The sequence below is a fragment of the Pseudomonas sp. MG-9 genome, from assembly GCF_018729515.1.
Taxonomy (GTDB): Bacteria; Pseudomonadota; Gammaproteobacteria; order Pseudomonadales; family Pseudomonadaceae; genus Aquipseudomonas; species Aquipseudomonas serboccidentalis.
Genome location: NZ_JAHHZH010000007.1, coordinates 112,505 through 136,417, shown reverse-complemented (window position 1 = coordinate 136,417; position 23,913 = coordinate 112,505). Strand labels below are relative to the sequence as shown.

The following is a 23,913-nucleotide window of genomic DNA, read 5'->3' as shown; positions in this document are numbered from 1 at the left end:
AGCTGATGATGAATATGCCCGCAATCAAACCCGCCGCCGCCAAGGCGCCGGAGCAAGCGAAAACCGCGATCTCGGCCCTGTGGCGGCCAGCGCTGGTGCAAGCCTTCGTCAAGCTCGACCCGCGTCAGTTGGTGCGCTCGCCCGTGATGCTGGTGGTCGAACTGACCGCGATCTTCACCACCGTGCTGTGCTTCATCCCGGACAACGTCGTGCCGACCTTCGTCGCCGCGCAGATTGCCCTGTGGCTGTGGTTCACCGTGCTGTTCGCCAACTTCGCCGAGGCCCTGGCCGAAGGTCGTGGCAAGGCCCGCGCCGACAGCCTCAAGGCGGGCAGCGAAGGCCTCAGCGCGCGGCGCAAAATGGCCAATGGCAGCTTCCAGGTAGTGCCCGCTGCGAATCTGCGCAAAGGTGATGTGGTGCGCGTCGAAGCCGGGGAGATGATCCCCGGTGACGGCGAGGTCATTGAAGGTATCGCGGCGGTCAACGAAGCGGCGATCACTGGCGAATCGGCACCGGTGATTCGCGAGTCTGGCGGTGATCGTTCGGCGGTCACCGGCAACACGCGCCTGGTGTCTGACTGGCTGCTGGTGAAGATCACCGCCAACCCCGGTGAATCGACCCTCGACCGCATGATCGCGCTGGTCGAAGGCGCCAAACGCCAGAAGACCCCGAACGAAGTTGCCCTGGACATTCTGCTGATCGGTCTGACCCTGATCTTCCTGCTGGTGGTGGTGACCCTGCAACCGTTCGCTCATTTCGCCAACGGCAGCTTGCCTCTGGTGTTCCTGGTGGCGCTGCTGGTGACGCTGATTCCGACCACCATTGGCGGTCTGCTCTCGGCCATTGGTATCGCCGGGATGGATCGTCTGGTGCGTCTGAACGTCATCGCCAAGTCTGGCCGTGCCGTAGAGGCGGCCGGTGACGTGCACGTGTTGCTGCTGGACAAGACCGGCACCATCACCTTCGGCAACCGTCGTTGCAGCGCGGTGTATGCAGCTCCGGGTGTGAATGGTCGTGAACTGGCCGAAGGCGCGTTGTTCGCATCCTTGGCCGACGAAACCGCTGAAGGCAAATCCATCGTCGAATACCTGCGCGGTCTGCACCCGCAGCCTGAGCCGGCGCTGGACACTCTGACCGCCGTGCCATTCAGCGCTGAAACCCGCTTGTCCGGTGTCGACTATCAGGGCCGTGTTTACCGCAAGGGCGCAGTGGATTCGCTGCTGGCCTTCCTCGGTCAACAACGTGCCGAGCTGCCGTCGGCACTGTCGCGGGAAATCGACAAGATCGCCCAGAGCGGCGGTACTCCGTTGCTGGTCTGTGCCGACGGCAAACTGCTCGGCGCGATCCACCTCAAGGACGTGGTCAAGCCAGGCATTCGCGAGCGTTTTGCCGAGCTGCGCAAGCTGGGGATTCGTACGGTGATGGTCACCGGCGACAACCCGTTGACTGCTGCGGCCATCGCTGCTGAAGCGGGCGTCGATGACGTGCTCGCCGAAGCCACCCCGGAGAAAAAACTGGCGCGTATCCGTCACGAACAGAACGACGGTCGTCTGGTCGCCATGTGCGGTGACGGCGCCAACGACGCCCCGGCGCTGGCCCAGGCTGACGTCGGCATGGCGATGAACGACGGCACCCAGGCGGCACGCGAAGCGGCGAACATGGTCGACCTCGACAGCGACCCGACCAAGCTGCTGGACGTGGTGCAGGTCGGCAAGGAGTTGCTGGTAACCCGTGGCGCGCTGACGACCTTTTCCATCGCCAACGACATCGCCAAATACTTCGCGATTCTGCCGGCACTGTTCGCTGCGATCTACCCGCAACTGGGCGTGCTGAACATCATGCACCTGACCAGTCCGCAGAGCGCGATCCTCTCGGCCATCGTCTTCAACGCCCTGATCATCGTGGTGCTGATCCCGCTGGCACTGCGTGGCGTGCGGGTGCAGGCGGCGAGCGCTGCGGCGTTGCTGCGCCGCAACCTGCTGATCTATGGACTGGGCGGAATTCTGGTGCCGTTCGTGGGGATCAAGGCGATCGACATGCTGCTGACGGCGCTGCATCTGGTGTAACGATTTGAGTTGGTCGCGCCATTGTGGCGAGGGGGCTTGCCCCCGTTCGACTGCGAAGCAGTCGTCAACCCGGTGAGCGCGGTCCGCCTGAATCAATGAGGACTTCAGGTATTGGGGCTGCTTCGCAGCCTAACGGGGGCAAGCCCCCTCGCCACAGTTTGAATGGCATTAAGCCCTGAGTCGTTTTTCTGAATTCGAGGATTTTGCAATGTCCACAATGATACGTCCGGCCCTGAGCCTGTTGGTGCTGATGACCCTGATCACCGGCGTGGCCTATCCACTGGTGGTGACCGGTGTCGCGCAGGTCGCCTTCCCTGAGCAAGCCAACGGCAGCCTGGTGCGCGATGCCGACGGCAAGGTGCGTGGTTCGTCGCTGATCGCCCAGGATTTCGTCGGTGATGCGTGGTTCCATCCGCGTCCTTCGGCGGGCGCCTTTGCGACTGTTTCCAGCAGCGCCAGCAACCTGGCGCCGAGCAATCCGGCGCTGGCCACACGCGTGATCGACGACGCCAACAAGTTGCAGGTGCCAGGCCAGGGGCCGGTACCATTGGCGTTGCTGACCACCTCCGGCAGTGGCCTGGACCCGCACTTGCCACCGGCGGCAATTGCCTATCAACTGGCGCGTGTCGCGGCAGCCCGTAACCTGCCGGTGTCGACCTTGCAGCAACTGCTCGATGCGCACATCGAACAGCCGTTGGTGGGACCGCCGGTGGTGAATGTGCTGGAGCTGAACATGGCGCTGGAAAAGCTGTAGAGCAAAAGATCGCAGCCTGCGGCAACGCCTACACTGGATCGGCCAGCAGGCGCTGGCGCAGGCTGCGATCTTGTAACGCTTCACCCTCATTTCAAACCGAACAAGGCAATCTCCGATGAGTGACTCCGGCCGCGCCGACGCGCTGTTAGCAGACCTGCCCCGTGACGGCCGTGGCCGGCTGAAAGTCTTCCTCGGTGCCGCCCCCGGTGTCGGCAAGACCTACGCCATGCTTCAGGCCGCGCACGCGCAATTGCGCCAAGGCGTGAAAATCATTGCCGGCGTCGTTGAAACCCACGGCCGGGCCGAAACCGAGGCGCTGCTCGGCGGCTTGCCGCAGCAACCGCTGGTGCGCTTGGAATACCGGGGCGTGACGCTCGAAGAAATGGACCTCGACGGCCTGCTCGCGGCCAAACCGAAACTGGTGCTGGTGGATGAACTGGCGCACACCAACGCCCCCGGCAGTCGCCACGCCAAACGTTGGCAGGACATTCAGGAGCTGCTCGCCGCCGGCATCGACGTCTACACCACGGTCAACGTCCAGCACCTGGAAAGCCTCAACGACCAGGTACGCGGCATCACCGGCGTGCAGGTGCGCGAAACCCTGCCGGACTGGGTGCTGCAGGAGGCTTACGAACTGCTGCTGATCGACCTGCCATCGCGCGAACTGCTGGAGCGTCTGCGCGAAGGCAAGGTCTACGTACCGGAGCAGGCGCGGGCGGCGATCGATGCGTTTTTCACCCAGACCAACCTCACCGCGCTGCGCGAACTGGCGATGCAAACGGCGGCTGCGCAGGTCGATAACGATCTGGCCCAAGGCTATCGTCAACTCGGTCAGGCGGCCCCGGCGGTGCGCGGGCGTTTGCTGGTGGGGATCGACGGTGATGCACAGGCTGAACGCCTGGTGCGTCACGCCAGTCGCGTCGCCCAGCGTCGGCATTTGCCGTGGAGTCTGGTACACGTCGACAACGGCACGGTGCGCGATGAGCAATCGCGCCTGCGCCTGCAAAATGCCCAGCAATTGGCTGAACGTCTGGGCGGCGAAGTGGTGTTGCTGCGTGCCGGTGAAGTGGTGAAAACCCTGATTCAGCATGCCGCTGAGCGCCGCGCGAGTCTGGTGCTGGTCGGCCAGTCGCGGCCGAGTCTGCGTCGTCGCCTGTTCGGTGGCGGGCTTGCAGCACGTTTGCTGCGCCAGGCTCACGGGCTGGAAATCAACGTCCTCGACAACGACCATGAGGACCTTCAACCGCGCCCGCGGGTGACGCCAACGCTGGTCTGGTTCGACTATCTGTTGGCGCTGGTTGCCACGGTGCTGGCCAGCGCTCTGGCGTGGGCGGTGTCGAGTGTGTTGCCGCTGCCGAACATCTCGCTGGTATTCCTCGCGGCGGTGTTGCTGGTGGCGGTGCGCAGCAGCCTGGGGCCGGCGTTGGCCTGCGCGGCGTTGTCGTTCCTGACGTACGATTTTCTGTTCATTCCGCCGAATTTTTCCTTCGCCATCCAGCGCGAAGAAGACGTCCTGACCTTGCTGTTCTTCCTGCTGATGGCGGCGCTCACCGGCAACCTCGCCGCCCGCCAGCGGCGTCAGTTGCAGGCCCTGCGCGACACTCAGGAGGAGACCACTGAACTGCTCGATCTGTCGCGCAAACTTACCGCCGCGACGGACCGTCAGGCGGTGGTCAGCGCCGCCGCGCAGCACCTCAATGGCTGGAGCGATCTGCAGTTGTGCCTGCTCAACCGGGACGGGCAGGGCGGCTGGAAAGTCGAGACCGGCGGGCCGCTGGAGTTCACCGAATCCGAACGTGCCGCCGCCGACTGGGCCTGGCAGCACGATCAACCGGCAGGCATGGGCACCGGCACGCTGCCGTTCGGTCGCTGGTGGTGGTGGCCGCTGTCGGTGGAGGACGGGCCGCTGGCGTTGCTCGGGGTCTGTGCCAAAGAAGGCCAGACCTTGAGTGGCCAGCGTCGGCGCCTGCTCACCGCGTTGAGTCAGCCACTGGCTCAGGCACTGGCCCGGGCGCAATTGGCGGACGATCTGGAAGCCGCGCGCCTGCACGGTGAAACCGAGCAATTGCGCAGCGCATTGCTCGCCTCGGTGTCCCACGATCTACGCACGCCGCTGACCGCCATGCGCGGCAGTATCGACAGCCTGCTGGCCCTCGGCGAAGCCATCCCGCTGGAAGATCGCCGCGAGTTGCTCGAAGGCACCCGCGATGAAGCCGAACGCCTCGACCGCTACATCCAGAACCTGCTGGACATGACCCGCCTCGGTCACGGTGCGTTGAAGCTTGCGCGCGACTGGGTGGCGCCGGCCGACATTGTCGGCAGTTCGCTCAATCGCCTGCGTGCGGTGCTGGCGCCGTTGCAGGTGAGCGCGGATGTGCCGGAAGAATTGCCGCTGCTGTTCGTGCATGCGGCGCTGATCGAGCAGGCGCTGGTCAATGTGCTGGAAAACGCTGCGCGGTTCTCACCGCCGCATGGTCGTTTGCAACTGAGCGCCGGGGCGAATGACGAGGAGATTTTTTTCTCGGTCAGCGATGAGGGGCCGGGGATTCCCGCAGACGAGCGGGCGAAGATTTTCGACATGTTCTACACCGCCGCCCGCGGTGATCGCGGCGGGCAGGGCACAGGTCTGGGGCTGGCGATCTGTCAGGGCATGGTCGGTGCGCATGGCGGGCGGATCAGCGTCGCTGACGGTATCGAAGGACGCGGCACCTGTATCACCCTGCACCTGCCGTTGCAGACGCAACCGGGAATGGACAATGAAGCCTGAGTCCGGGTGCGCTACTCTCTTGCCAATCTTTTGTGTTGATGTGAATTCATGAGCCAGACCGCGACCATTTTGGTCATCGATGACGAACCGCAGATCCGCAAATTCCTGCGCATCAGCCTCGCCTCACAAGGCTACAAAGTGCTGGAGGCCGGCACTGGCACCGAGGGCCTGGCCCAGGCCGCGCTGAACAAACCGGACCTGCTGGTGCTTGACCTCGGCCTGCCGGACATGGACGGCCAGCAGGTGCTGCGCGAGTTTCGCGAATGGGCCACCGCACCGGTGCTGGTGCTCTCGGTGCGGGCCAGCGAAGGGCAGAAAGTCCAGGCGCTGGATGGCGGCGCCAATGACTACGTGACCAAGCCGTTCGGCATCCAGGAATTTCTTGCCCGGGTTCGCGCGTTATTGCGTCAGGCGCCGGTCGGCGAGGCGCAGCAGGCGGCGTTGACGTTTGGCCCGCTGACTGTGGATCTGGCTTATCGGCGGGTGTTGCTCGACGGTGTCGAAGTGGCGCTGACCCGCAAGGAGTACGCGGTGCTGGCGCAACTGGCACGGCATCCGGGACGGGTCATCACCCAGCAGCAGTTGCTCAAGGACATCTGGGGCCCGACGCACACCGAGGACAGTCATTATTTGCGGATCGTCGTCGGGCATTTGCGGCAGAAGCTGGCGGATGACCCGACGCGGCCCCGGTTTATTGTGACGGAGGCGGGGGTCGGGTATCGGCTGCTGAATGAGAACAGCCTGTAGTTTTTGTGGTGTCTGTTCAGCCCCCTTCGCGAGCAGGCTCGCTCCTGCAAGGGTTTTGTGATCGACGCAGATTCAATGTAGGAGTGAGCCTGCTCGCGATGAGGGCATTGCATTCAATAGAGACCTTTCAGGCACTCAACCCTGCTCACTCTCATACCGATCCAGCGTATCCCGAGCAATCTCCCGCCCCAGCGCGATCAATTCCGGCGCCTTGTAGAACTCGAAAAACCGGCACACGCGCTTCGGCACGTTGATCAGGATGTCCGGCGGATACCCGGCGATCTTGTATTGCGCCAGCGACGTCTGCATCACCTCGAAACTCTGGTTGATCAGGTCCAGCAGTGACGCCGGCCCGACGTTATCGATGATGAACGAACCGGTGGCGGATTTCGGTGCGCCTTCGCGCTCGGGGGCGGCTGCCGGTTGCTGGCTTTCCGGTTCGCTGCCTTCCAGCCACGGGTTGATGTCCGCTGCCTGTGTGCGCAGGGCTTCCTGCTCGAGCAACAGCAACTGCTCGGCCTGCTTGCGGCGGAACGGCATCTTCGAACCCAGCGACCTGAGCAAGCTGTCGAAGCGCGAACGAAAGGCTGGCGGGCGCTGAATCACCGGCAGTTTGTAATGCCGCTGGTTGGTCGCGTTGAGATTGACCGCAATGATCAGATCACAGTGGCTCGACACCACCGGCACGATCGGCAACGGGTTGAGAATGCCGCCGTCCACCAGCATCCGGTTGCCTTGCATCACCGGGGTGAACAGGCTGGGAATCGCCGCCGAGGCGCGCATCGCCTGATGCAGGCAGCCTTCCTGGAACCAGATTTCCTGCTGATTGGTGAGGTCGGCGGCGACGGCGGTGTAGGGGATGCGCAAGTCTTCGATGTTGATCTCGCCGACGATCTTGCGGATCTGCCCGAAGACTTTCTCGCCACGGATTGCCCCGAGGCGGAAGCTCACGTCCACCAGCCGCAGCACGTCCAGATAATCGAGGGTTTCGATCCAGTTGCGGTACTCCTCGAGCTTGCCCGCCGCATAGATCCCGCCGACGACCGCGCCCATCGAACAACCGGCAATGCAGGCAATGTCGTAACCGCGTCTTTCGATCTCCTCAATGACCCCGATATGGGCATAGCCCCGGGCGCCACCGGAGCCCAGCACCAGTGCGACACGCTTTTTCATCAAACTTCCTCCCGACAAGGTTCCACAATGCACCCATCCGGGGGCGGGCGACAATCGGCAGGGTCGTTCAGGGCGGCTACGGCGTCGTTTTTTCGATACGCGATGCCCGCGCAGCGCTATCCTTTGATCACCGTAGATTGATGGGCGCCAAGGCACTTTTTCCTTGCCGCAGCGTCTTACCTGCACGACTGTTGACCTATTTTGAGGTGTAAGTGATGAAAGCCTGGATCTGTGTGCCGTTGATCGCGCTGGCATTGGCCGGTTGCGCTGGCAAGACTGCTTATCGTGACAGCTGTGGCAGTCAGCTCGATGCGGCGTGGCACGAACTGGATCTGGCCAAGGCCGAAGGGTTCGCCGGCACGGTCAGCTATTCCAAAGCGCTGTCGTTGCTGACCGCCGCCAAGACCCAACAGCAATTCGAAGGCTTCGAGGGCTGCAGCAAAAAGGCCGAGAAAGCCCGGTTCTACATTCGCGAATCCCGCGCCGGACGCTAAGCTGCTGACATAACGCAAGGATGCGCCTGCCATCCAACGGCAGACTTGTCTTTCAAGCCATTTGAGTCTGGAGCGAGTGATGTCGGCGTTGGTGGATCGGTTGGTGGCTCATGTCCTGAGCCTGGAAGTGCGGCTGCTGGCCTGTCAGGCGCGCTTGACCGCGCGTACCGACCCCGAGGCACTGCACGACTTGCGCACCACGGTGCGACGCTTGCGCAGCCTGCTACGGCCATTGCGCGGCTTGCCTGGTGTCGAGCAATTGGAGGGGGCTGCATCGGCGGTGGGGCAGTTGACCACGCCGTGGCGTGACCGCGAGGTGCTGGCGGCGTATCTGCTCCAGCACGATCAGCCACAAGCGGCGCAGCGACGCATGGCGCAAATGGCCGACGCCTATCCGGCACTGGCCGCGAGTGCCGAAGTGGCGTCGCTGCTGATCATTCTCGACGCCTTTCCGCGATTCTTGCGCGCCTCCCAGCGTCAGGGCCTGCTCAAGGGCCTGGGCAAACGCATCGAGAAACGCCTGCACAAGCAATGGAAAAAACTCGACGAAGCGCTGCACGATCCAGCCCACGACCGGCATCGTCTGCGCTTGCTGATCAAGCGCGTGCGCTATGGCATCGAAGCCTACCCGGAGCTGGATCGTCTGCCTGAAGCGGCGCTGGCCCGGCTGAAGTCAGCGCAGGGCGCTCTGGGTGACTGGCACGATTGCTGGCAGTGGCTGGCGCGGGCCGAGCAGGAAAGCGATCTGCAACCGTGCGTTGCGACCTGGCAGGCGGGCCTGATCAAGGCTGAAGCCAAGGCGGACCGGGTGCTGGAAAAACTCAGTTCAAGCTGCTTCAAAAAATCCTGATATCACCTGAACCCCTGTAGGAGCTGCGAAGGCTGCGATCTTGGCTTTTGAAGGTCAAAAGATCGCAGTCTTCGGCAGCTCCTACAGGGGTTTTTCATTGAGCAGGAAACCGGATAAGGCCTTTCTGTCAGTCCATTTGACCGGAATAGACGCTGCGGCGCTCTGCCATGCTGGTTAAGATCGCTGCATTCACTTTGGCTTTACGAGGTTGTCATGCGTTTTTCCGATCTGCTCGAAGCGGTCCGTCGCCAACCAGAACTGACCATTCCCGCCGAGTGGGGTCAGGGCCGGGCCAGTTTTGGCGGTCTGGTGGCGGCGCTGCAATACGAAGCCATGCGCGCGAAAGTGCCCGCGGATCGCCCGGTGCGATCGCTGGCGATCACCTTTGTCGGCCCGGTCGAGCCGCAAGTGCCGGTGAGTTTCGAAGTCGATGTGTTGCGCGAAGGCAAAGCGGTCAGCCAGGTGCTGGGGCGTGCGATGCAGAATGGTCAGGTGGTGACGATCGTGCAAGGCAGCTTTGGTGCCTCGCGACCTTCGGAAGTGGCAGTTGCCGCCTATCCAGCAGCCGAAATGAAGCACTGGGATGAATGCCAGGAGCTGCCTTATATCAAGGGCGTGACCCCGGAGTTCATGCGTCATCTGTCGATGCGCTGGAGTGTCGGCGGCATGCCGTTCACCGGCAACACCTCGCGGCAGATGGGCGGCTGGGTGCGTTTGCGTGGGGACGTCAAGGAAGAGCCGGTCAATGAGGCGCATCTGCTGGCACTGGTGGATGCGTGGCCGCCGGCCTTGTTGCCGTACCTGAAGAAACCGGCACCGGGCAGCACATTGACCTGGACCATTGAGTTCGTTCAGCCACTACGCGACTTGAGCACGCTGGACTGGTGCAAATACCTGGCTGACATCGAGTACGCCGCCGACGGCTACGGCCATGTCGCCGCCAAGCTGTGGAGCGCGGAAGGGGAATTGATCGCCATGAGCCGGCAGACCGTGACGATTTTTGCCTGAATCAATGCCGACGGTGGCGCTCACGCCAGGCGCGCCACCAGCCGCCGCTGAGGAAAAACCGTGGAAAGGTCAGAAACTGTTCGACCAGCAGGCGTGACACGGCATCCTGGCGATCACTGAACGGCTCGGAGGCTTGCGCCTCCAGGCTGTGGCCGTGGCGCTGCAGACCCAGCGCCGCGACGATCCCGATCACGCCGATGGCGACACTCGCCAGGCTCAGGCTGAACACCCCGGACACGATCAGCAGAAACGCGACGATGAACAACGGCACGGCAATCAGGTGCAACACCAGATTGGTCGGGTGCTGGTGATTGTTCGGGTACGCGCGCCATTGCCACGCGGGAAGATTGGGGTGACGTTTGCCCATGTTTGCTACTCCTCGATCCATGTTGAACACATGATTGAAGAATAGGCCGGGGCGGGTGGGGCGGCGAATCAAGGTTGGCTATTGGCATCATAGTAATGATGGACAAAAAAGATCGCAGCCTTCGGCAGCTCCTACAGGAACCTGCATTCCAATGTAGGAGCTGCCGAAGGCTGCGATCTTTTGATCTTTTGATCTTTTGATCTTCAGAGCTTCAACTGCCCGATGGCCTTGCTCAGCTCCCCGGCCAGTGTCGCCAGCTCATTACTGGTGGTCGCCGAATCCACCGTCTGCTGCACAGTGTTCTCGGTTACATCACGAATACTAACCACCGCCCGATTCATCTCCTCGGCCACCTGACTCTGCTGCTCCGCCGCCACCGCGATCTGCGTGTTGCTCTCGCGCATCTGCGCCACGGCACCGGTGATTTCCGCCAGCGCCTCGCCAGCCTCCTGCGCCTGTTGCACGCAGTCGTCGGCCTTGTAGGAACTCTCCTGCATGAAGTCCACCGCATCGCGGGTGCCGGCCTGCAATGCCGACACCATGGTGGTGATTTCATCGGTGGAGGTCTGCACGCGTTTCGCCAGGTTGCGTACCTCATCGGCGACCACGGCAAACCCACGGCCCATCTCACCGGCCCGGGCGGCTTCGATGGCCGCGTTGAGGGCCAGCAGGTTGGTTTGCTCGGCGATGCTGTGAATCACACTGACCACGCCATTGATCTTCTGGCTGTCTTCGGCCAGGCGCTGGATCATCTCAGCGGTCTGCTGCACACCGCTGGAGAGTCCGGCAATCGACTGCTGCACGCGGCTGACCACTTGCTGACCGCTGCCAGCCAGGCCATCGGCGGTCTGCGACAGATCACGGGTGGCGCCGGCGTGCTGGGCGATGTGATAAACCGTGGCGGTCATTTCATTGATCGCCGTCGCGGCCTGATCGGTCTCGCTCTGTTGGCCGAGCATGCCGTGGCGCACCTCGTTCATGCTCGCCGCCAGGCGTGCAGCGCCAACGTCGAGTTGTCGCGCGGTGTTGGCAACGGTCGTGACCACCCGTTGATAACCGGCCTGCATCGCATTGAACGCGTTGGCCATCTGCCCGACTTCATCCTTGCAGGCCAGCGGCACACGGGCCGAGAGGTCGCCGCTTTTCTCGACATGCAGCATTACGTCTTTCAATGTATTGAGCTGGCTGAGCAGGAAGCGGATCAGCAGTTGCGAAGCGCCGAGCATTGCCAGCATCAGGATGAACACGGCAACGGCGTAGTTGGCAAAACGTTCGCTGAACACTTGCGCCAGGCTTGGGCCATAGGCGATGACCGCGACTTGCTCACCGTCGGCACGGCTGAACACTTCGGCGCCCATCAGCGGGTTGTTGCCGAACAAGGGCAGGTGATTGATCTCGTTCCAGCCGTTGCTGTCGCTGATTTCCAGCACGGGTTGATCGTTGAGGCGCGGTGCTTCCCCGCGTTTGAAGCTCAACACCTGGTCGGCCTTGGGCAGCGCCTGCCCGGTCGGCCAGGCCTTGAGCAATTGCGCCTGGGCCTGAGCGGAGGTTTTGGACGCCTGGCTGCGGGCCTGCTGCTCGAGTTGCACGGCGTACAGCACCAGCAGCAGGGTGGTGACGAAGGCGACCGCGTTGACCGCCCAGAATTTGTATTTCAGCGAGATATTGCTAAGCCAGGCACCCATGGAGGTCTTCTCTGATAGCGGAAACAGTTTTGGCAAGGTGCCAGCATTGTGCCGCTATGTCGGAAGCCGGGTTTGATGTGGGTCAACAGATCAAAAGATCGCAGCCTTCGGCAGCTCCTGCATTGAGATGCTGTGCACCCTGTAGGAGCTGCCGAAGGCTGCGATCTTTTGCGGCTTACACCAACGTCGGCAGAGTGAAGAACGCACGGGCACATGCGGTGGTGTGCGCCGCCAGATCGTCCTCGCTCTCGCTCCGGTGCAGCGCCACTTCGCGCAGTACTTCAGTCAGGTAGGCCGGCTCGTTGCGACCGTTTTTCGGCTTTGGCCGCAGGGTGCGCGGCAGCAGGTACGGCGCGTCGCTTTCGAGCATCAGCCGTCCGCGCTTGATCTCCTTGACCAGTGGGTGTAGATGCGTGCCCCGGCGCTCGTCGCAGATCCAGCCGGTGATGCCGATGTGCAGGTCCAGATCCAGATAACTGAACAAGGCTTTCTGCTCGCCGGTAAAACAGTGCACCACCGCGGCGGGCAATTGATCACGGAAGTCCCGGAGAATTTCCAGCAGACGCTGGCTGGCGTCACGCTCGTGCAGGAACACCGGCAGTTGCAGTTCTGCGGCCAGCGCCAGATGTTCTTCCAGGACCTTTTCCTGTTGCGGGCGTGGCGAGAAATCGCGGTTGAAGTCCAGCCCGCACTCACCCACGGCGACCACGTTTTTCTCTTGCAGCAGGCTGCGCAAACGACGTGCGCTGTCGGCGTTCCAGTCGCTGGCCGAATGCGGGTGAAGGCCGGCAGTGGCGAACAGCCGTTGCCCGCTTTCATCCAGTTGCTGGCACAGTTCCAGCGCCTGCTCGCTACCCTCGACGCTGGTGCCGGTGAGCACCAGTTGGCAGACCCCGGCGGCGTAGGCGCGGTCGAGCACGGCCTGATGTTTTTCGGCGAAACTTGGGTTGGTCAGGTTGACGCCGATATCGATGAGTTGCATGGTTCTACCTCGGGCCGAAGGGCCGGAAAGCATATCAGAGCTGTAGATTTATAAGAAAAGCCAAGAACTACAAAGAGTTATAGCTGTCTCTTGATGCCGTGACGCAGCCCGGGTTGGCATAAATGCCATCACTGTGCCAGTCTCTCGCACTTTGCCAGCGCTCCAGGCGCTCTGTTTTCGTCGGTGTTTGCGACCGTTCAGCGGTAAAAAAACACCCCGTATTCTTTCCGGAGAGTGGATGCATCGTCCCTCGGTTTTGCTCCTGTTGTGTGCGTCGCTGCTGCTGCCGATAACGGCGGTTGCGCGCCTGCCCGGGCCACTGCAAGCCGTGCCGGCCGCCAAGGTTCGCGACCTGTCGGAAATACGCAGCAGCCGCGTGCTGCGAGTACTGGTCAACCAGAGCCGCAACAGCTCCGGGGAAGTCCAGGGCCAGGCCATCGGTGTCGAATACCACCGCCTGCGCGCCTTTGAGCAATACCTCAACGGTCACGCCCGCGATGGCCAGGAACTCACCCTCAAAATCATTCCCAAAGCCAAGGATCAACTGCTCGGCGCCTTGCAGCGCGGCGAAGGCGATCTGGTAGCGCCTGGAGAACTGCTCGATCTGCAGCCGGGCCATGCGGTGGCCAGCAGTGAACCGATTGCCCGCAACGTGCCGCTGGTGCTGGTCGGCATCAAGGGCGAGCGCCGCTACACCAAGGTCGAACAGCTGTCCGGCAAGACCCTGGCGCTGCCCACCGGCAGCGCTGCTGGTGAGGCGGTCAGCCAGCTCAATCAGAAACTTGCGTTGCACAAACTGGCGCCGATCAAGATCGAGTGGGTCGATCCCACCCTGGCCGTCGAAGACGTGCTGGAGATGGTGCAGGGCGGGATATTTCACCTGACCATCGTCGAGCAACCCATCGCCGAGCGCTGGAGCAAGATCCTGCCCAAGCTGCGTTCTGACCGGCAGTTGATGATCAGCGAGCCGGGTGAGGAATACTGGTTCGTGCGCCGCGATGCCTCGATGCTGAGGGCGAGCATCGATCGCTTTCTGGTCGGCTACAAAAAACCGGCGAACGAGGATGCGGAATTTCTGCGGATCTATCGGCGCCTCTACCAAGTGCATTATCCGTTGGCCAAGGCTAACCGCCAGCGTCTGGAAAAACTGCGCCCGACCCTGCAAAAACACGCTGACGCGCAAAACATGGACTGGTTGAATCTGGCGGCGCTGGCATTCAAGGAGTCGGCCCTGCAACCGGACGCCCGCAGCGGCAGTGGCCCGACCGGGCTGATGCAGATCACCCCGTCCGCGGCGCAGCGGGTCGGCGTGAACAATATCCAGAATCTCGATGCGAATGTGCAGGCCGGGGCCAAGTACCTGGCGATGATCCGCCGCAAGTTTTTCAACAGTCCGAAGCTCAATGAGCGCGAGCGCATGGCGTTCACCCTGGCGGCCTACAACATCGGTCCGGAGCGCGTTCAAGGCATGCGTGCCGAGGCGCGGCGACGTGGGCTGAATCCGAACCAGTGGTTCTTCCAGGTCGAGCGCATCGCCATGGAGCAGGTGGGCATGGGTGCCGTCAGCTATGTTAATAGCGTGAACAAGTACTACTTGGCGTTCGACCGGGAGCGGGAGTCACTGGAGCCCCGGGGACAGAAAGTTGTCTCACGGAAATGATCTAATAAACTGATTGTTATGGCGAAATAATTGCGCTTTTAACATGAATTTAACTGATTAATATAGCGACCAATCCCAACACACTTCTCGCTAAACAAGGAATGCCCCATGAGCTCTCTGATCAACAAGGTTCTGTTCACCCGCGCCGGTTACGGCCTGACCATTCTGCGCATCGCCGTCGGCGTGATCTTCGCCGCCCACGGTTCGCAGAAGCTTTTCGGTCTGTTCGGTGGTTACGGTCTGGCCGGCACTGCGCAGTACATGGACAGCATTGGCCTGCACCCGGGTTACCTGATGGCGACACTGGCCGGCGGTACCGAATTCTTTGCCGGTCTGGCGTTGATCATCGGTCTGCTGGTGCGTCCGGCAGCGCTGGGTCTGACCTTCCTGTCGCTGGTGGCGATCTTCACCGTGCACATCAGCAACGGCCTGTTCATGGCCAACAACGGTTACGAGTTCGCCCTGGCGCTGCTCGGTGGCAGTCTCGCGGTGATGATCGAAGGCGCCGGCAAGCTGTCGGTGGATCGCGCCATCGCCGGTTGAGCGCTCTGGATCAAGCAAAAGGCCCGCATTGTGCGGGCCTTTTTTGTTGTGGCTGATTCTTGACACTCATCGGTCACGTTATCTAGGATGTTGCTCATGCGCCGATTTAAACAGCTACTTGCGGGGCGCCAGGTAACTCAGACAGTTGCCGTCAGAAGCCGGAACAGGGCTTCGAAATACCGCTAAAGCGCTGGTTCGGTGTTGCCTCTCACCTGCCATGCAGACTTTTGAGGCAGAGACACGACACGATGAATGCACTACGCCCTCCAGCACGTCCCGCGCCGATCACGGCACATATCACCCAGCGCAACCCGAAAATCCTGCTTGGCGGCAAACATCAGCCGACGCTGTTGCGTTATCTCGATGGTTGGCCACGTCGTAGCGGCGGTCCTGCCGCGTTCCTGATCCAGTTTGTCGAAGACGGCGAGTCCCTGGCACGCTTTGCCAGCGACAGTTTCGATCTGGCGGTGATTCAGGCGCCGAGCGCTGAAGACGCTCCGGAAATGATCAGACAACTGACCCGCGTTGCGCGTCAGGGACTGATCACCCGTCGCTGAGGTTTACGGGTAGTCGATCGCCACGATATAGACAAACTGCTCACCGGTCGGCGTCTGCACCCGTACTTCGGCGTCCAGCGCCTTGCCGATCAAGGCGCGGGCCAGCGGCGAGTCGATGCTGATCAAGCCCAGTTTCAGATCCAGTTCATCCGGGCCAACGATGCGGTAGCGCGATTGCTTGCCGTCTTCGTCTTCGATGGTCACCCAGGCACCGAAGTAGACCTTGTTCGGGTCACTGGGTTTTTCGCTGACGACCTTCAAGGCTTCGAGGCGCTTGGTGAGAAAACGCACGCGGCTGTCGATCTCGCGCAGCATCTTTTTGCCGTAGGTGTACTCGGCGTTTTCCGAGCGATCCCCCTGAGCCGCCGCCTCGCTGACCGATTGCGTCACCTGCGGGCGGCGCACATGCCACAGCTCATGGAATTCAGCGCGCATCCGCGCTTCACCTTCTGGGGTGATCAGCGCGGTACCGGCGGTGCGGGGAGGGCGATAACGGCTCATGGCAACTTCTTGTGATAAAGACCGCTTGAGTCTATCAACCCTCGCGCAAGACTGTCAGCGGACTTGCATTGAGCGCCCGGCGCGTACCGAAGACACCCGCGCCGCCAATCAGCGCCGCACCGATCAGAGGCAGCACCAGCAGCCACGGATGCGGATGCCACGGCAGGTCGAAGGCAAAGCGATACAACACCAGGCTCACCACCTCCGAACCAATGGCTGCGAGCAAACCGCTGACCGCCCCGAGCAAGCCGAACTCGATGCGCCGGGCCTTGACCAGTAGCTGCCGCTCCGCACCCAGCGCGCGCAACAGCGCGCCTTGGCGAATGCGTTCATCCAGCGTTGCCTGCAAGCCAGAGAACAGCACCGCCATCCCTGCGGCCAACACAAACAACAACACATACTCCACCGCCAGGGTGACCTGGGCGAGGATGCTGCGCAGTTGTTCCAGCAGCGCTTCGACCTGAAGAATGGTCACGGCCGGAAAGGCCCGCGACAACTCGACGATCTGCTGATCGTGACCCGGTGCCAGATAAAAACTGGTCAGGTAGGTCGCCGGCAGATCCTTCAGGGTGCCGGGCTGGAAGATCATGAAGAAATTCGGCTGAAAATTGTCCCAATTGATCTCGCGCAGGCTGGTGACTTTCGCTTCACGATTGACCCCGCCGACGCTGAACACCATGTGATCGCCCAGTTTGAGCTTGAGGCTTTCGGCGACTTTGCCTTCCACCGACACGCCCGGAACATCGTCCGAGGGCTGTTCGGTCCACCACGAGCCGGCCGTGAGCTTGTTGCCGGCCGGCAGGTCGGCAGCCCAGGTCAGGCTCAGGTCACGCTGAACCGCCCGGTCACCGGCCGAATCCTTGCTGACGATCAGTTGCACCGGTTCGCCATTGATGCTGATCAGGCGCCCCGGCACCACCGGGTACAGGGGCGCTGCTTGCGCGGACACGTTGACCAAATGATCGGTGAAGGCCTGTTTGTCCGCCGGCAGGATGTTCAGGGCGAAATAGTTCGGCGCGTTTTTCGGCAACTGGTTTTGCCAGGTGTCGAGCAATTCACCGCGCAGCAAGGCGATCAACGCCATCGACAGCAGGATCAAACCGAACGCCAGTGATTGCCCGGCGGCGGCCAGTGGATGACGCAACAACTGGCCGAGCCCCAGGCGCCACGGCAGCGAGGCCCGCGCCAACAGACGACGCAGGCTGTTCAGCAGCAACAGCAGCAGCCCGCCAAGGATGAGCGCCGCCACGACGCCGCCACCGAGCAGGGCAAAGGTCAACAGCAGGTCGAGACTCAGGCGCCACATGATCAGGCCCAGCGCACCCAGCGCCGCGCCATAGACCATCCAGGTGCTCGACGGAATCGGCAGCATGTCGCGACGCAGCACCCGCAGCGGAGGCACCCGACCCAGTGCGGCAAGCGGTGGCAGGGCAAACCCGGCGAGCGCCACCAGCCCCGTACCGATCCCGGCCAGCGCCGGAAACAGCCCGCCCGGTGGAACATCCGTCGGCAACAGATCATGCAGCAGGGCAAACAGCCCCAGTTGCGCCAACCAGCCGATCACGGCACCGCTGAGGGCGGCGAACAGACCCAGTACGGTCAATTGAATACTGAACAACAGCAGGGTTTCCCGGCGCGACAAGCCGAGACAGCGCAGAAGGGCACTGGCGTCGAAGCGGCGACTGGCGAAGCGGTTGGCCGACAGCGCCACGGCCACGCCGGCCAACAGCACCGCGACCAGACTGGCCATGTTCAGGTAGCGCTCGGCCTTGCCCAGCGCGCCGCCAATTTGCCGGTTGCCATCACGGGCGTCCTGAATGCGCTGATTCGCTGCCAGTCCCGGTTTGATCAGTTGCCGATAGGTTTCCAGTGCCTGCGGTTCGCCGCGCCACAGTTCGCGGTAGCTGACCCGGCTGCCGGGTTGCACCACGCCGGTGGCGGCGAGGTCGTCGAGGTTGATCATCACCCGAGGCGTGAGGCTGTAGAAGTTGCCGGCGCGATCCGGCTCATAGGTCAGCACGCGGGTCAGCTTCAGGGTCTTCATGCCGACGTCGACGCTGTCGCCGATCTTCAGATCCAGTGCAGTCAGCAGACGGGCTTCGACCCAGGCTTCGCCGGGTTGCGGCTCGCCGCCAGAGGTTTCAGTGGCAAACGGGGCAGGGGCGCTTTTCAGTTCACCGCGCAGCGGGTAGGCGCGATCAACCGCTTTGATACTCGATAACTGAATGCCGTTGTCGGTGGCGATGACGCTGGAAAACTCCACCACCTGCGCATGATTCAAGCGCAGCTCGGTGCCGCTGCGGATCTGTTCGTCGCGTGCCGGCGAGCTACCTTCAAGCACCAGATCGGCGCCAAGGAACTCGGTGGCGCGCAGCATCATGGCGCCGTTGAGGCGGGCGCCGAAATAGCCGATGGCGGTACTGGCCGCCACCGCGACGACCAGAGCGAAGAACAGCACGCGCAATTCACCGGCGCGGGCATCGCGCAGCAATTGGCGGATAGCGAGACTGAACAGGCGCAACAGCGGCAGACGTGCCATCAAGGCTCCAGAGGGGCGACCAGCAGCCCGGCTTCAAGACGGATCAGGCGCCGGCAGCGATGGGCCAGGCGTTCGTCGTGGGTCACCAGCACCAGAGTGGTGCCGCGTTCCTTGTTCAGTTCAAACAGCAAGTCGCTGATGCGCTCGCCGGTGTGGCTGTCGAGGTTGCCGGTAGGTTCGTCGGCGAACAGCACGTCCGGCTCGGCAGCGAAGGCCCGGGCAATCGCCACGCGCTGTTGTTCGCCGCCGGAGAGCTGGCGCGGCGAGTGCGTCAGGCGCTGACCAAGGCCGACCCGTTGCAGCAATTCGGTGGCGCGTTCGCGGGCGTCTTTGCGCCCATCGAGCTCCAGCGGCAGCATGACGTTCTCCAGCGCGTTGAGGCTGTCGAGCAACTGGAAGGATTGAAAGACGAAACCCACGTGTTCGGCGCGAATGCGCGCGCGCTGGTCTTCGTCGAGATTGCTCAGGCCTTGCCCGGCGAGAATGACCTCGCCGCTGCTCGGCAAGTCGAGGCCGGCCAGCAGACCGAGCAGGGTGGATTTGCCGGAACCGGACGCGCCGACGATGGCCAGGCTGTCGCCCTTGTTCAGTTCCAGGCTGAGTTCGTGCAGGATGGTCAGTTCACCTTCCGCGCTGGGAACCACTTTGCTAAGGTTCTTCGCGGTGAGAATACTTGCGCCCATGGAGAATCCGATGCGTGTGTGGTTTTTGAGTGCTGGCCTGGCCTTGATGTGCATGGCCCAGAACGCAGCGGCGGGTACTGTCCTGATCGTTGGCGATAGTATCAGCGCCGGTTTCGGACTGGATACCCGCCTGGGGTGGGTATCGCTGCTCGAGCAACGGCTCAAGCAGGAGGGTTTTGACGACAAAGTGGTCAATGCTTCCATCAGCGGCGATACCAGTGCCGGAGGCCAGGCGCGCCTGCCGGCGCTGCTTGCAGAGCACAGGCCGGAACTGGTGATCCTCGAATTGGGCGGCAATGACGGCCTGCGCGGAATGCCGCCAACGCAATTGCAACAAAACCTTGCGGCGATGATCGACAGCTCCCGCCAGAGCGGCGCCAAGGTGCTGTTGCTCGGCATGCAACTGCCGCCCAACTACGGCAAGCGTTACACCGATGCCTTTGCCGAGGTCTACGGCAAACTCGCCGACGATAAAAAGATCCCGCTGGTACCGTTTTTCCTCGACGGCGTGGGCGGTCATCCCGAGCTGATGCAGGCCGATGGTCTGCACCCGGCCGCCGGGGCTCAGGGCAAGTTGCTGGAAAATGTCTGGCCGACGCTAAAACCGCTGTTATGAGGCTTTTCTAGCGGCAGGCTTTCGGCTAATGTGGCGCCCCCTTATTTGGAGCCCCCGATGCCGCGTCCTGCCTGGTCCCTGTTTGCCTACCAACTGATCGAGCCTGACGAACAGCTGGATCTGTTCGCCTGCCAGGAAGTGCGGGTGCATCTGGTGACCCGTCAGCTCGAACTCGGTGGCTCTGCAGACCGGACGTTGTGCGGCAGCCTGCTGCCGGCGCAACCGCGCTGGTCGAGTGTCGATCGGCGGGTGTTCCAGGATCAGCGCCTGTGTTCGTTGTGCCGGGCGATTCTCGAATCGCAAAAGCGCGGCACCTCGCCGATCTGGCCCGAGTTGCGTTTCGAACTCTAGGATCAAAAGATCGCAGCTTGCGGCAGCTCCTGCATGAAGAGTTGTGTCTGCCCATCGGCGCATCTCCCCGAATTCCCGAGGCGCGGTGTACAATCGCGCTCTTATACCCTTGTTGATCATGCGAAGGATTTTCCGGATGTTGCCGCGCTTTCCTGCCGTCACCCGCTGCCTGTCACTTGCCGCCCTGTGTATGGCCGGTCCCGTTGCTGCATTGGAGTTTCCCTTGCCACCACCCGGTGAGGACATCATCGGCCAGGTGCAGGTGATCAAGGCCAAGTACGAAGATACCTTCGCTGACCTGGGGACAAAATACGATCTGGGCTATTCGGAAATGGTCGCGGCCAACCCGGGCGTCGATGCCTGGCTGCCGGGCGCCGGCACGGAAATCGTCCTGCCGACGCGGTTCATCCTGCCGCCGGGTCCGCGCGAAGGCATCGTGATCAACCTCGCCGAATACCGTCTCTACTACTACCCGAAAGGCCGGAACGTGGTGTACACCTTCCCGCTGGGTATCGGTCGTGAAGGTTGGGGTTCGCCAATCGCGCACACCTCGATCACCGCCAAGACACCGAACCCGACCTGGACCCCTCCAGCGTCGATCAAGGCCGAGCACGCCGCCGATGGTGATCCGCTGCCGAACGTGGTGCCGGCCGGTCCAGACAACCCGCTGGGGCCGTTCAAGTTCACCCTGGGCACGCCGGGCTACCTGATCCACGGTTCGAACAAGAAGTTCGGCATCGGCATGCGCACCAGCCACGGCTGCTTCCGCATGTTCAACAACAACGTGCTGGAGATGGCCAGCATGGTGCCGGTCGGCACTTCGGTGCGCATCCTCAACGACGCGTACAAGTTCGGCAGCAGTGGCGGCAAGGTCTATCTGGAAGCGCACACGCCGATCGACGACAAGGGCAACCCGTCGGTTGTCGACAAACACACGGCGGTGATCAACGCGATGCTCAAGCGTGAAGATGTCACCAACAACCTGCGCGTGAACTGGGATGTGGTGCGCGATGTGGTGGCGGCCGAAGATGGCTTGCCAACCGAAATCGGCACGCCGAATACCTCGGCACCGATTGTCTCGAGTGCGCCGATCGACCTGCAGCAATAAGATCGATCCGGACCCGTCGATGCGTTTGCGTCGGCGGGTTTTTTATTGCCCGGACAAAAGCTCCAGGCACAAAAAAGCCGACCCAGAAACTGGGTCGGCTTGATAACAATCCCGAGGGATTATTACTTACGGCTTGCTTTGTCCAGCATACGCAGAGCACGCTCGTTAGCTTCGTCAGCAGTCTGTTGTGCTTTTTGAGCAGCAGCCAGAGCTTCATCAGCTTTACGGTATGCTTCGTCTGCACGAGCTTGAGCGCGAGCAGCTGCGTCTTCAGTAGCGGTCAGACGTGCTTCGGTTTCTTTCGATGCGCTGCTGCAACCGGTAGCCAGAACTGCGGCCAGAGCCAGAGCAGAGAATTTCAGAACGTTGTTCATCGTGTTCCCCTTCAAGGACTTTCAATTAAGTGGCTTTCTCCTCCGATTGAGGAAATAGCCGGCGTACATACTACCCATTACTTGTAGTAAGTAAACTGACGTAGCGCAAGAAGCAAAAAAAATTGTAGGCGTTGATTCTTTTTCGAGCAACTTTTGACTGGCCTGTTTAAAAAATATACAGCTGCAAGCCCCGGCTTGAGCCGGTCAATGAGAAAAAGTTCCCATTGTCCTGTACAGTTTTTGCGGTCTTGCACCAAGTCTGCCTAGATGAATTCGTCTACACTTTTGTTCCGATTTTGCATGACACCTCACCTATCTTTGTCACTCTTGAGGTGACTTTAAAGAAAGCGCTGCGTCTTAAGTCTCAACATCCGGCAACGTTCAGGCGAGCGCCTCGGGAAGATCTTCCCCGCGCCTGCCGCTGCGCCCATCGGAGTTACCCGGTCAACGAGCATGATGACGAGCGCACCTTGAGCATTTTTGCCAATGGTGCCTACTATTTATCAGGTGCTCGGTTGCGCGAGATCGGTGTGGCTCTTCTCGGTGTCCATCAGGCACGGGGTGGCGTAGATGTTCCTTCGCCGGAAAAACATCGGTAAGGTAGGGGTCAGAATTCAAGACCCGCGAGGAGTAGTGATGAGCGAGGCGTTGTCCATCCACCATGACCAGGCTGGTCATCAGTTCGAGACCAATGTGGACGGTCATCGTGCCTACCTGACCTATATGGATCTGGGAAAACAGACCCTGGATATCTATCGCACCTTCGTGCCCAACGCGTTGCGTGGTCGAGGCATCGCGGCAGCGCTGACTGAAAGCGCGCTGCAATACGCCGAAGAAATGGGCTACACGGTGATCCCGTCGTGCTCCTATGTCGAGCGCTACATGGAGCGCCATCAGAAGCGCGCCGCGAAAATCTGATAACACCTCACACACAAAAACGCCGGGCTGAGCCCGGCGTTTTTTATGCCCGCGAAACGCTGATCAGCTGCGCTGACGCTTCGGCAGAACATCCTTGAGCTTGGCGTGCATGCTGCGCAAGGTGTTCTCGGTGGCGGCCCAGTCAATGCAGGCGTCGGTGATCGACACGCCGTATTGCAGGTCGGCGAGGTCTTTCGGGATGGCCTGGCAGCCCCAGTTCAGATGACTCTCGACCATCAGGCCGATGATCGACTGGTTGCCTTCAAGGATCTGGTTGGCGACGTTTTCCATCACCAGCGGTTGCAGGGCCGGATCCTTGTTGGAGTTGGCGTGGCTGCAATCGACCATGATGTTCGGCTTGATCTTCGCCTTGTTCAGCGCCTGCTCGCACAGGGCGACGCTGACCGAATCGTAGTTCGGCTTGCCGTTGCCGCCACGCAGCACCACGTGACCGTAGGCGTTGCCCTTGGTGGTGACGATCGACACGCCACCTTCCTGGTTGATGCCCAGGAAACGGTGCGGGCTGGAGACCGACTGCAGGGCGTTGATCGCCACGGTCAGGCCACCGTCGGTGCCGTTCTTGAAGCCGACGGCCGAGGACAGGCCGGAGGCCATTTCACGGTGAGTCTGGGATTCGGTGGTGCGTGCGCCGATGGCCGACCAGCTGATCAGATCCTGCAGGTACTGCGGGGAGATCGGGTCGAGGGCTTCGGTGGCGGTCGGCAGGCCTTTCTCGGCCAGGTCCAGCAGCAGCTGGCGACCGATGTGCAGACCGTCCTGAATCTTGAACGAGTCGTCGAGGTACGGGTCGTTGATCAGGCCTTTCCAGCCGACGGTGGTCCGTGGCTTCTCGAAATACACGCGCATGACCAGATACAGGGTATCGGAGACTTCCGCCGCCAATGCCTTGAGGCGGTCAGCGTATTCGTGGGCAGCCTTGATGTCGTGGATCGAGCACGGGCCGATCACTACGAACAGACGGTGGTCGGTGCCATCAAGAATGTTGCGAATGACTTCGCGGCCCTTGGTGACGGTGCGCAGGGCAGCGTCGCTCAGAGGAATATCACGCTTGAGCTGATCAGGAGTGATCAGGGTCTCGTTAGAGGCGACGTTTAGGTCGTTGATCGGTAAATCAGCCATCGTTTACTCGTCAGGTCACGGGTGCCGGCC

General features: G+C 61.8%; 23 protein-coding genes. 14 read left to right on the top strand and 9 right to left on the bottom strand.

What is annotated here, in order from left to right; genetic code table 11:
* The first annotated feature begins 2 nt into the window (after window positions 1-2).
* The 4 genes from kdpB to KKQ10_RS19210 all read left to right on the top strand — a co-directional run bounded on the left by kdpB (window position 3) and on the right by KKQ10_RS19210 (window position 6,334).
* Window positions 3-2,066: a potassium-transporting ATPase subunit KdpB gene (gene kdpB / locus KKQ10_RS19225; RefSeq protein ID WP_414892887.1), complete on the top strand. Its 2,064-nt coding sequence runs from the start codon at window positions 3-5 to the stop codon at window positions 2,064-2,066.
* A gap of 208 nt (window positions 2,067-2,274) precedes the next feature.
* Window positions 2,275-2,820, top strand: a complete 546-nt coding sequence (gene kdpC, locus KKQ10_RS19220) for a potassium-transporting ATPase subunit KdpC (RefSeq protein WP_215501996.1) — start codon at window positions 2,275-2,277, stop codon at window positions 2,818-2,820.
* Between the two features lie 115 nt (window positions 2,821-2,935).
* Window positions 2,936-5,587 carry a DUF4118 domain-containing protein gene (locus tag KKQ10_RS19215; RefSeq protein ID WP_215501995.1) on the top strand — a complete coding sequence of 884 codons (2,652 nt, stop codon included), beginning with the start codon at window positions 2,936-2,938 and terminating at the stop codon, window positions 5,585-5,587.
* 48 nt (window positions 5,588-5,635) lie between these two features.
* Window positions 5,636-6,334, top strand: a complete 699-nt coding sequence (locus KKQ10_RS19210; RefSeq protein ID WP_127648788.1) for a response regulator — start codon at window positions 5,636-5,638, stop codon at window positions 6,332-6,334.
* 135 nt (window positions 6,335-6,469) lie between these two features.
* Here the strand turns inward: KKQ10_RS19210 and KKQ10_RS19205 are convergent, their stop codons facing one another.
* The gene (locus KKQ10_RS19205; protein ID WP_127648787.1) at window positions 6,470-7,507 is read right to left on the bottom strand and encodes a patatin-like phospholipase family protein; all 1,038 of its coding nucleotides are present in this window, start codon (window positions 7,505-7,507) and stop codon (window positions 6,470-6,472) included.
* Window positions 7,508-7,722: 215 nt separating this feature from the next.
* On the opposite strand from KKQ10_RS19205, the gene KKQ10_RS19200 reads away from it, so the two are divergent.
* From KKQ10_RS19200 to KKQ10_RS19190, 3 genes are all read left to right on the top strand, one after another.
* Complete coding sequence (locus KKQ10_RS19200; RefSeq protein WP_041069470.1) at window positions 7,723-8,001, top strand: hypothetical protein; 279 nt, start codon at window positions 7,723-7,725, stop codon at window positions 7,999-8,001.
* Between the two features lie 79 nt (window positions 8,002-8,080).
* Window positions 8,081-8,851: a CHAD domain-containing protein gene (locus tag KKQ10_RS19195; protein ID WP_215501994.1), complete on the top strand. Its 771-nt coding sequence runs from the start codon at window positions 8,081-8,083 to the stop codon at window positions 8,849-8,851.
* 213 nt (window positions 8,852-9,064) lie between these two features.
* On the top strand, window positions 9,065-9,859 hold the full coding sequence (locus KKQ10_RS19190; protein WP_127648785.1) for an acyl-CoA thioesterase: 795 nt from the start codon (window positions 9,065-9,067) through the stop codon (window positions 9,857-9,859).
* Window position 9,860: 1 nt separating this feature from the next.
* On the opposite strand, the gene KKQ10_RS19185 is transcribed toward KKQ10_RS19190, so the two are convergent.
* The 3 genes from KKQ10_RS19185 to KKQ10_RS19175 form a co-directional block, all read right to left on the bottom strand.
* Entirely contained in the window at window positions 9,861-10,226 is a 366-nt protein-coding gene (locus KKQ10_RS19185; protein ID WP_041069479.1) for an Mpo1-like protein, read from the bottom strand.
* Between the two features lie 203 nt (window positions 10,227-10,429).
* On the bottom strand, window positions 10,430-11,911 hold the full coding sequence (locus KKQ10_RS19180; protein WP_215501993.1) for a methyl-accepting chemotaxis protein: 1,482 nt from the start codon (window positions 11,909-11,911) through the stop codon (window positions 10,430-10,432).
* Between the two features lie 175 nt (window positions 11,912-12,086).
* The gene (locus KKQ10_RS19175; RefSeq protein ID WP_215501992.1) at window positions 12,087-12,893 is read right to left on the bottom strand and encodes a TatD family hydrolase; all 807 of its coding nucleotides are present in this window, start codon (window positions 12,891-12,893) and stop codon (window positions 12,087-12,089) included.
* 238 nt (window positions 12,894-13,131) lie between these two features.
* Between KKQ10_RS19175 and KKQ10_RS19170 the strand changes: the two genes are divergently transcribed.
* The 3 genes from KKQ10_RS19170 to KKQ10_RS19160 all read left to right on the top strand — a co-directional run bounded on the left by KKQ10_RS19170 (window position 13,132) and on the right by KKQ10_RS19160 (window position 15,653).
* A complete protein-coding gene (locus KKQ10_RS19170) occupies window positions 13,132-14,553 on the top strand; it encodes an MltF family protein (protein ID WP_215501991.1) in 1,422 nt (473 codons plus the stop codon).
* Window positions 14,554-14,661: 108 nt separating this feature from the next.
* Window positions 14,662-15,096: a DoxX family protein gene (locus tag KKQ10_RS19165; protein WP_007964771.1), complete on the top strand. Its 435-nt coding sequence runs from the start codon at window positions 14,662-14,664 to the stop codon at window positions 15,094-15,096.
* A 248-nt stretch (window positions 15,097-15,344) separates the two neighbouring features.
* On the top strand, window positions 15,345-15,653 hold the full coding sequence (locus tag KKQ10_RS19160) for a class I SAM-dependent methyltransferase (protein ID WP_123587445.1): 309 nt from the start codon (window positions 15,345-15,347) through the stop codon (window positions 15,651-15,653).
* Between the two features lie 3 nt (window positions 15,654-15,656).
* Here the strand turns inward: KKQ10_RS19160 and greB are convergent, their stop codons facing one another.
* From greB to KKQ10_RS19145, 3 genes are read right to left on the bottom strand one after another with little or no spacing between them, the layout of a single operon-like run.
* Window positions 15,657-16,154, bottom strand: coding sequence for a transcription elongation factor GreB (greB, locus tag KKQ10_RS19155; protein WP_003226818.1), 498 nt, complete (start codon window positions 16,152-16,154; stop codon window positions 15,657-15,659).
* Window positions 16,155-16,188: 34 nt separating this feature from the next.
* Window positions 16,189-18,693 (bottom strand): ABC transporter permease, encoded by a 2,505-nt coding sequence (locus KKQ10_RS19150; RefSeq protein ID WP_215501990.1) that lies wholly within the window; start codon window positions 18,691-18,693, stop codon window positions 16,189-16,191.
* Entirely contained in the window at window positions 18,693-19,376 is a 684-nt protein-coding gene (locus KKQ10_RS19145) for an ABC transporter ATP-binding protein (RefSeq protein ID WP_007908572.1), read from the bottom strand. The genes KKQ10_RS19150 and KKQ10_RS19145 overlap by 1 nt, the downstream gene beginning before the upstream one ends.
* Window positions 19,377-19,386: 10 nt before the next feature.
* Between KKQ10_RS19145 and KKQ10_RS19140 the strand changes: the two genes are divergently transcribed.
* From KKQ10_RS19140 to KKQ10_RS19130, 3 genes are all read left to right on the top strand, one after another.
* Window positions 19,387-19,992: an arylesterase gene (locus KKQ10_RS19140; protein ID WP_215501989.1), complete on the top strand. Its 606-nt coding sequence runs from the start codon at window positions 19,387-19,389 to the stop codon at window positions 19,990-19,992.
* A 57-nt stretch (window positions 19,993-20,049) separates the two neighbouring features.
* On the top strand, window positions 20,050-20,343 hold the full coding sequence (locus KKQ10_RS19135; protein WP_003226812.1) for a hypothetical protein: 294 nt from the start codon (window positions 20,050-20,052) through the stop codon (window positions 20,341-20,343).
* A 136-nt stretch (window positions 20,344-20,479) separates the two neighbouring features.
* Window positions 20,480-21,451 (top strand): L,D-transpeptidase family protein, encoded by a 972-nt coding sequence (locus KKQ10_RS19130; RefSeq protein WP_215501988.1) that lies wholly within the window; start codon window positions 20,480-20,482, stop codon window positions 21,449-21,451.
* A gap of 122 nt (window positions 21,452-21,573) precedes the next feature.
* Here KKQ10_RS19130 and oprI read toward each other — a convergent pair whose 3' ends face one another.
* Window positions 21,574-21,825, bottom strand: coding sequence for an outer membrane lipoprotei OprI (gene oprI, locus KKQ10_RS19125; protein WP_025113130.1), 252 nt, complete (start codon window positions 21,823-21,825; stop codon window positions 21,574-21,576).
* A 636-nt stretch (window positions 21,826-22,461) separates the two neighbouring features.
* Between oprI and KKQ10_RS19120 the strand changes: the two genes are divergently transcribed.
* Window positions 22,462-22,743: a GNAT family N-acetyltransferase gene (locus KKQ10_RS19120; RefSeq protein ID WP_025113131.1), complete on the top strand. Its 282-nt coding sequence runs from the start codon at window positions 22,462-22,464 to the stop codon at window positions 22,741-22,743.
* 63 nt (window positions 22,744-22,806) lie between these two features.
* Here the strand turns inward: KKQ10_RS19120 and KKQ10_RS19115 are convergent, their stop codons facing one another.
* On the bottom strand, window positions 22,807-23,883 hold the full coding sequence (locus KKQ10_RS19115; RefSeq protein ID WP_108592466.1) for a 3-deoxy-7-phosphoheptulonate synthase: 1,077 nt from the start codon (window positions 23,881-23,883) through the stop codon (window positions 22,807-22,809).
* Between the last annotated feature and the right edge of the window lie 30 nt (window positions 23,884-23,913).

Bases quoted from the DNA above. Each gene is read 5' to 3' on its own strand.
- kdpC (WP_215501996.1), top strand. From the start codon at position 2,275: ATGTCCACAATGATACGTCCGGCCCTGAGCCTGTTGGTGCTGATGACC.
- KKQ10_RS19215 (WP_215501995.1), top strand. From the start codon at position 2,936: ATGAGTGACTCCGGCCGCGCCGACGCGCTGTTAGCAGACCTGCCCCGT.
- KKQ10_RS19210 (WP_127648788.1), top strand. From the start codon at position 5,636: ATGAGCCAGACCGCGACCATTTTGGTCATCGATGACGAACCGCAGATC.
- KKQ10_RS19205 (WP_127648787.1), bottom strand. From the start codon at position 7,507: ATGAAAAAGCGTGTCGCACTGGTGCTGGGCTCCGGTGGCGCCCGGGGC.
- KKQ10_RS19200 (WP_041069470.1), top strand. From the start codon at position 7,723: ATGAAAGCCTGGATCTGTGTGCCGTTGATCGCGCTGGCATTGGCCGGT.
- KKQ10_RS19195 (WP_215501994.1), top strand. From the start codon at position 8,081: ATGTCGGCGTTGGTGGATCGGTTGGTGGCTCATGTCCTGAGCCTGGAA.
- KKQ10_RS19190 (WP_127648785.1), top strand. From the start codon at position 9,065: ATGCGTTTTTCCGATCTGCTCGAAGCGGTCCGTCGCCAACCAGAACTG.
- KKQ10_RS19185 (WP_041069479.1), bottom strand. From the start codon at position 10,226: ATGGGCAAACGTCACCCCAATCTTCCCGCGTGGCAATGGCGCGCGTAC.
- KKQ10_RS19180 (WP_215501993.1), bottom strand. From the start codon at position 11,911: ATGGGTGCCTGGCTTAGCAATATCTCGCTGAAATACAAATTCTGGGCG.
- KKQ10_RS19175 (WP_215501992.1), bottom strand. From the start codon at position 12,893: ATGCAACTCATCGATATCGGCGTCAACCTGACCAACCCAAGTTTCGCC.
- KKQ10_RS19170 (WP_215501991.1), top strand. From the start codon at position 13,132: ATGCATCGTCCCTCGGTTTTGCTCCTGTTGTGTGCGTCGCTGCTGCTG.
- KKQ10_RS19165 (WP_007964771.1), top strand. From the start codon at position 14,662: ATGAGCTCTCTGATCAACAAGGTTCTGTTCACCCGCGCCGGTTACGGC.
- KKQ10_RS19160 (WP_123587445.1), top strand. From the start codon at position 15,345: ATGAATGCACTACGCCCTCCAGCACGTCCCGCGCCGATCACGGCACAT.
- greB (WP_003226818.1), bottom strand. From the start codon at position 16,154: ATGAGCCGTTATCGCCCTCCCCGCACCGCCGGTACCGCGCTGATCACC.
- KKQ10_RS19150 (WP_215501990.1), bottom strand. From the start codon at position 18,693: ATGGCACGTCTGCCGCTGTTGCGCCTGTTCAGTCTCGCTATCCGCCAA.
- KKQ10_RS19145 (WP_007908572.1), bottom strand. From the start codon at position 19,376: ATGGGCGCAAGTATTCTCACCGCGAAGAACCTTAGCAAAGTGGTTCCC.
- KKQ10_RS19140 (WP_215501989.1), top strand. From the start codon at position 19,387: ATGCGTGTGTGGTTTTTGAGTGCTGGCCTGGCCTTGATGTGCATGGCC.
- KKQ10_RS19135 (WP_003226812.1), top strand. From the start codon at position 20,050: ATGCCGCGTCCTGCCTGGTCCCTGTTTGCCTACCAACTGATCGAGCCT.
- KKQ10_RS19130 (WP_215501988.1), top strand. From the start codon at position 20,480: ATGTTGCCGCGCTTTCCTGCCGTCACCCGCTGCCTGTCACTTGCCGCC.
- oprI (WP_025113130.1), bottom strand. From the start codon at position 21,825: ATGAACAACGTTCTGAAATTCTCTGCTCTGGCTCTGGCCGCAGTTCTG.
- KKQ10_RS19120 (WP_025113131.1), top strand. From the start codon at position 22,462: ATGAGCGAGGCGTTGTCCATCCACCATGACCAGGCTGGTCATCAGTTC.
- KKQ10_RS19115 (WP_108592466.1), bottom strand. From the start codon at position 23,883: ATGGCTGATTTACCGATCAACGACCTAAACGTCGCCTCTAACGAGACC.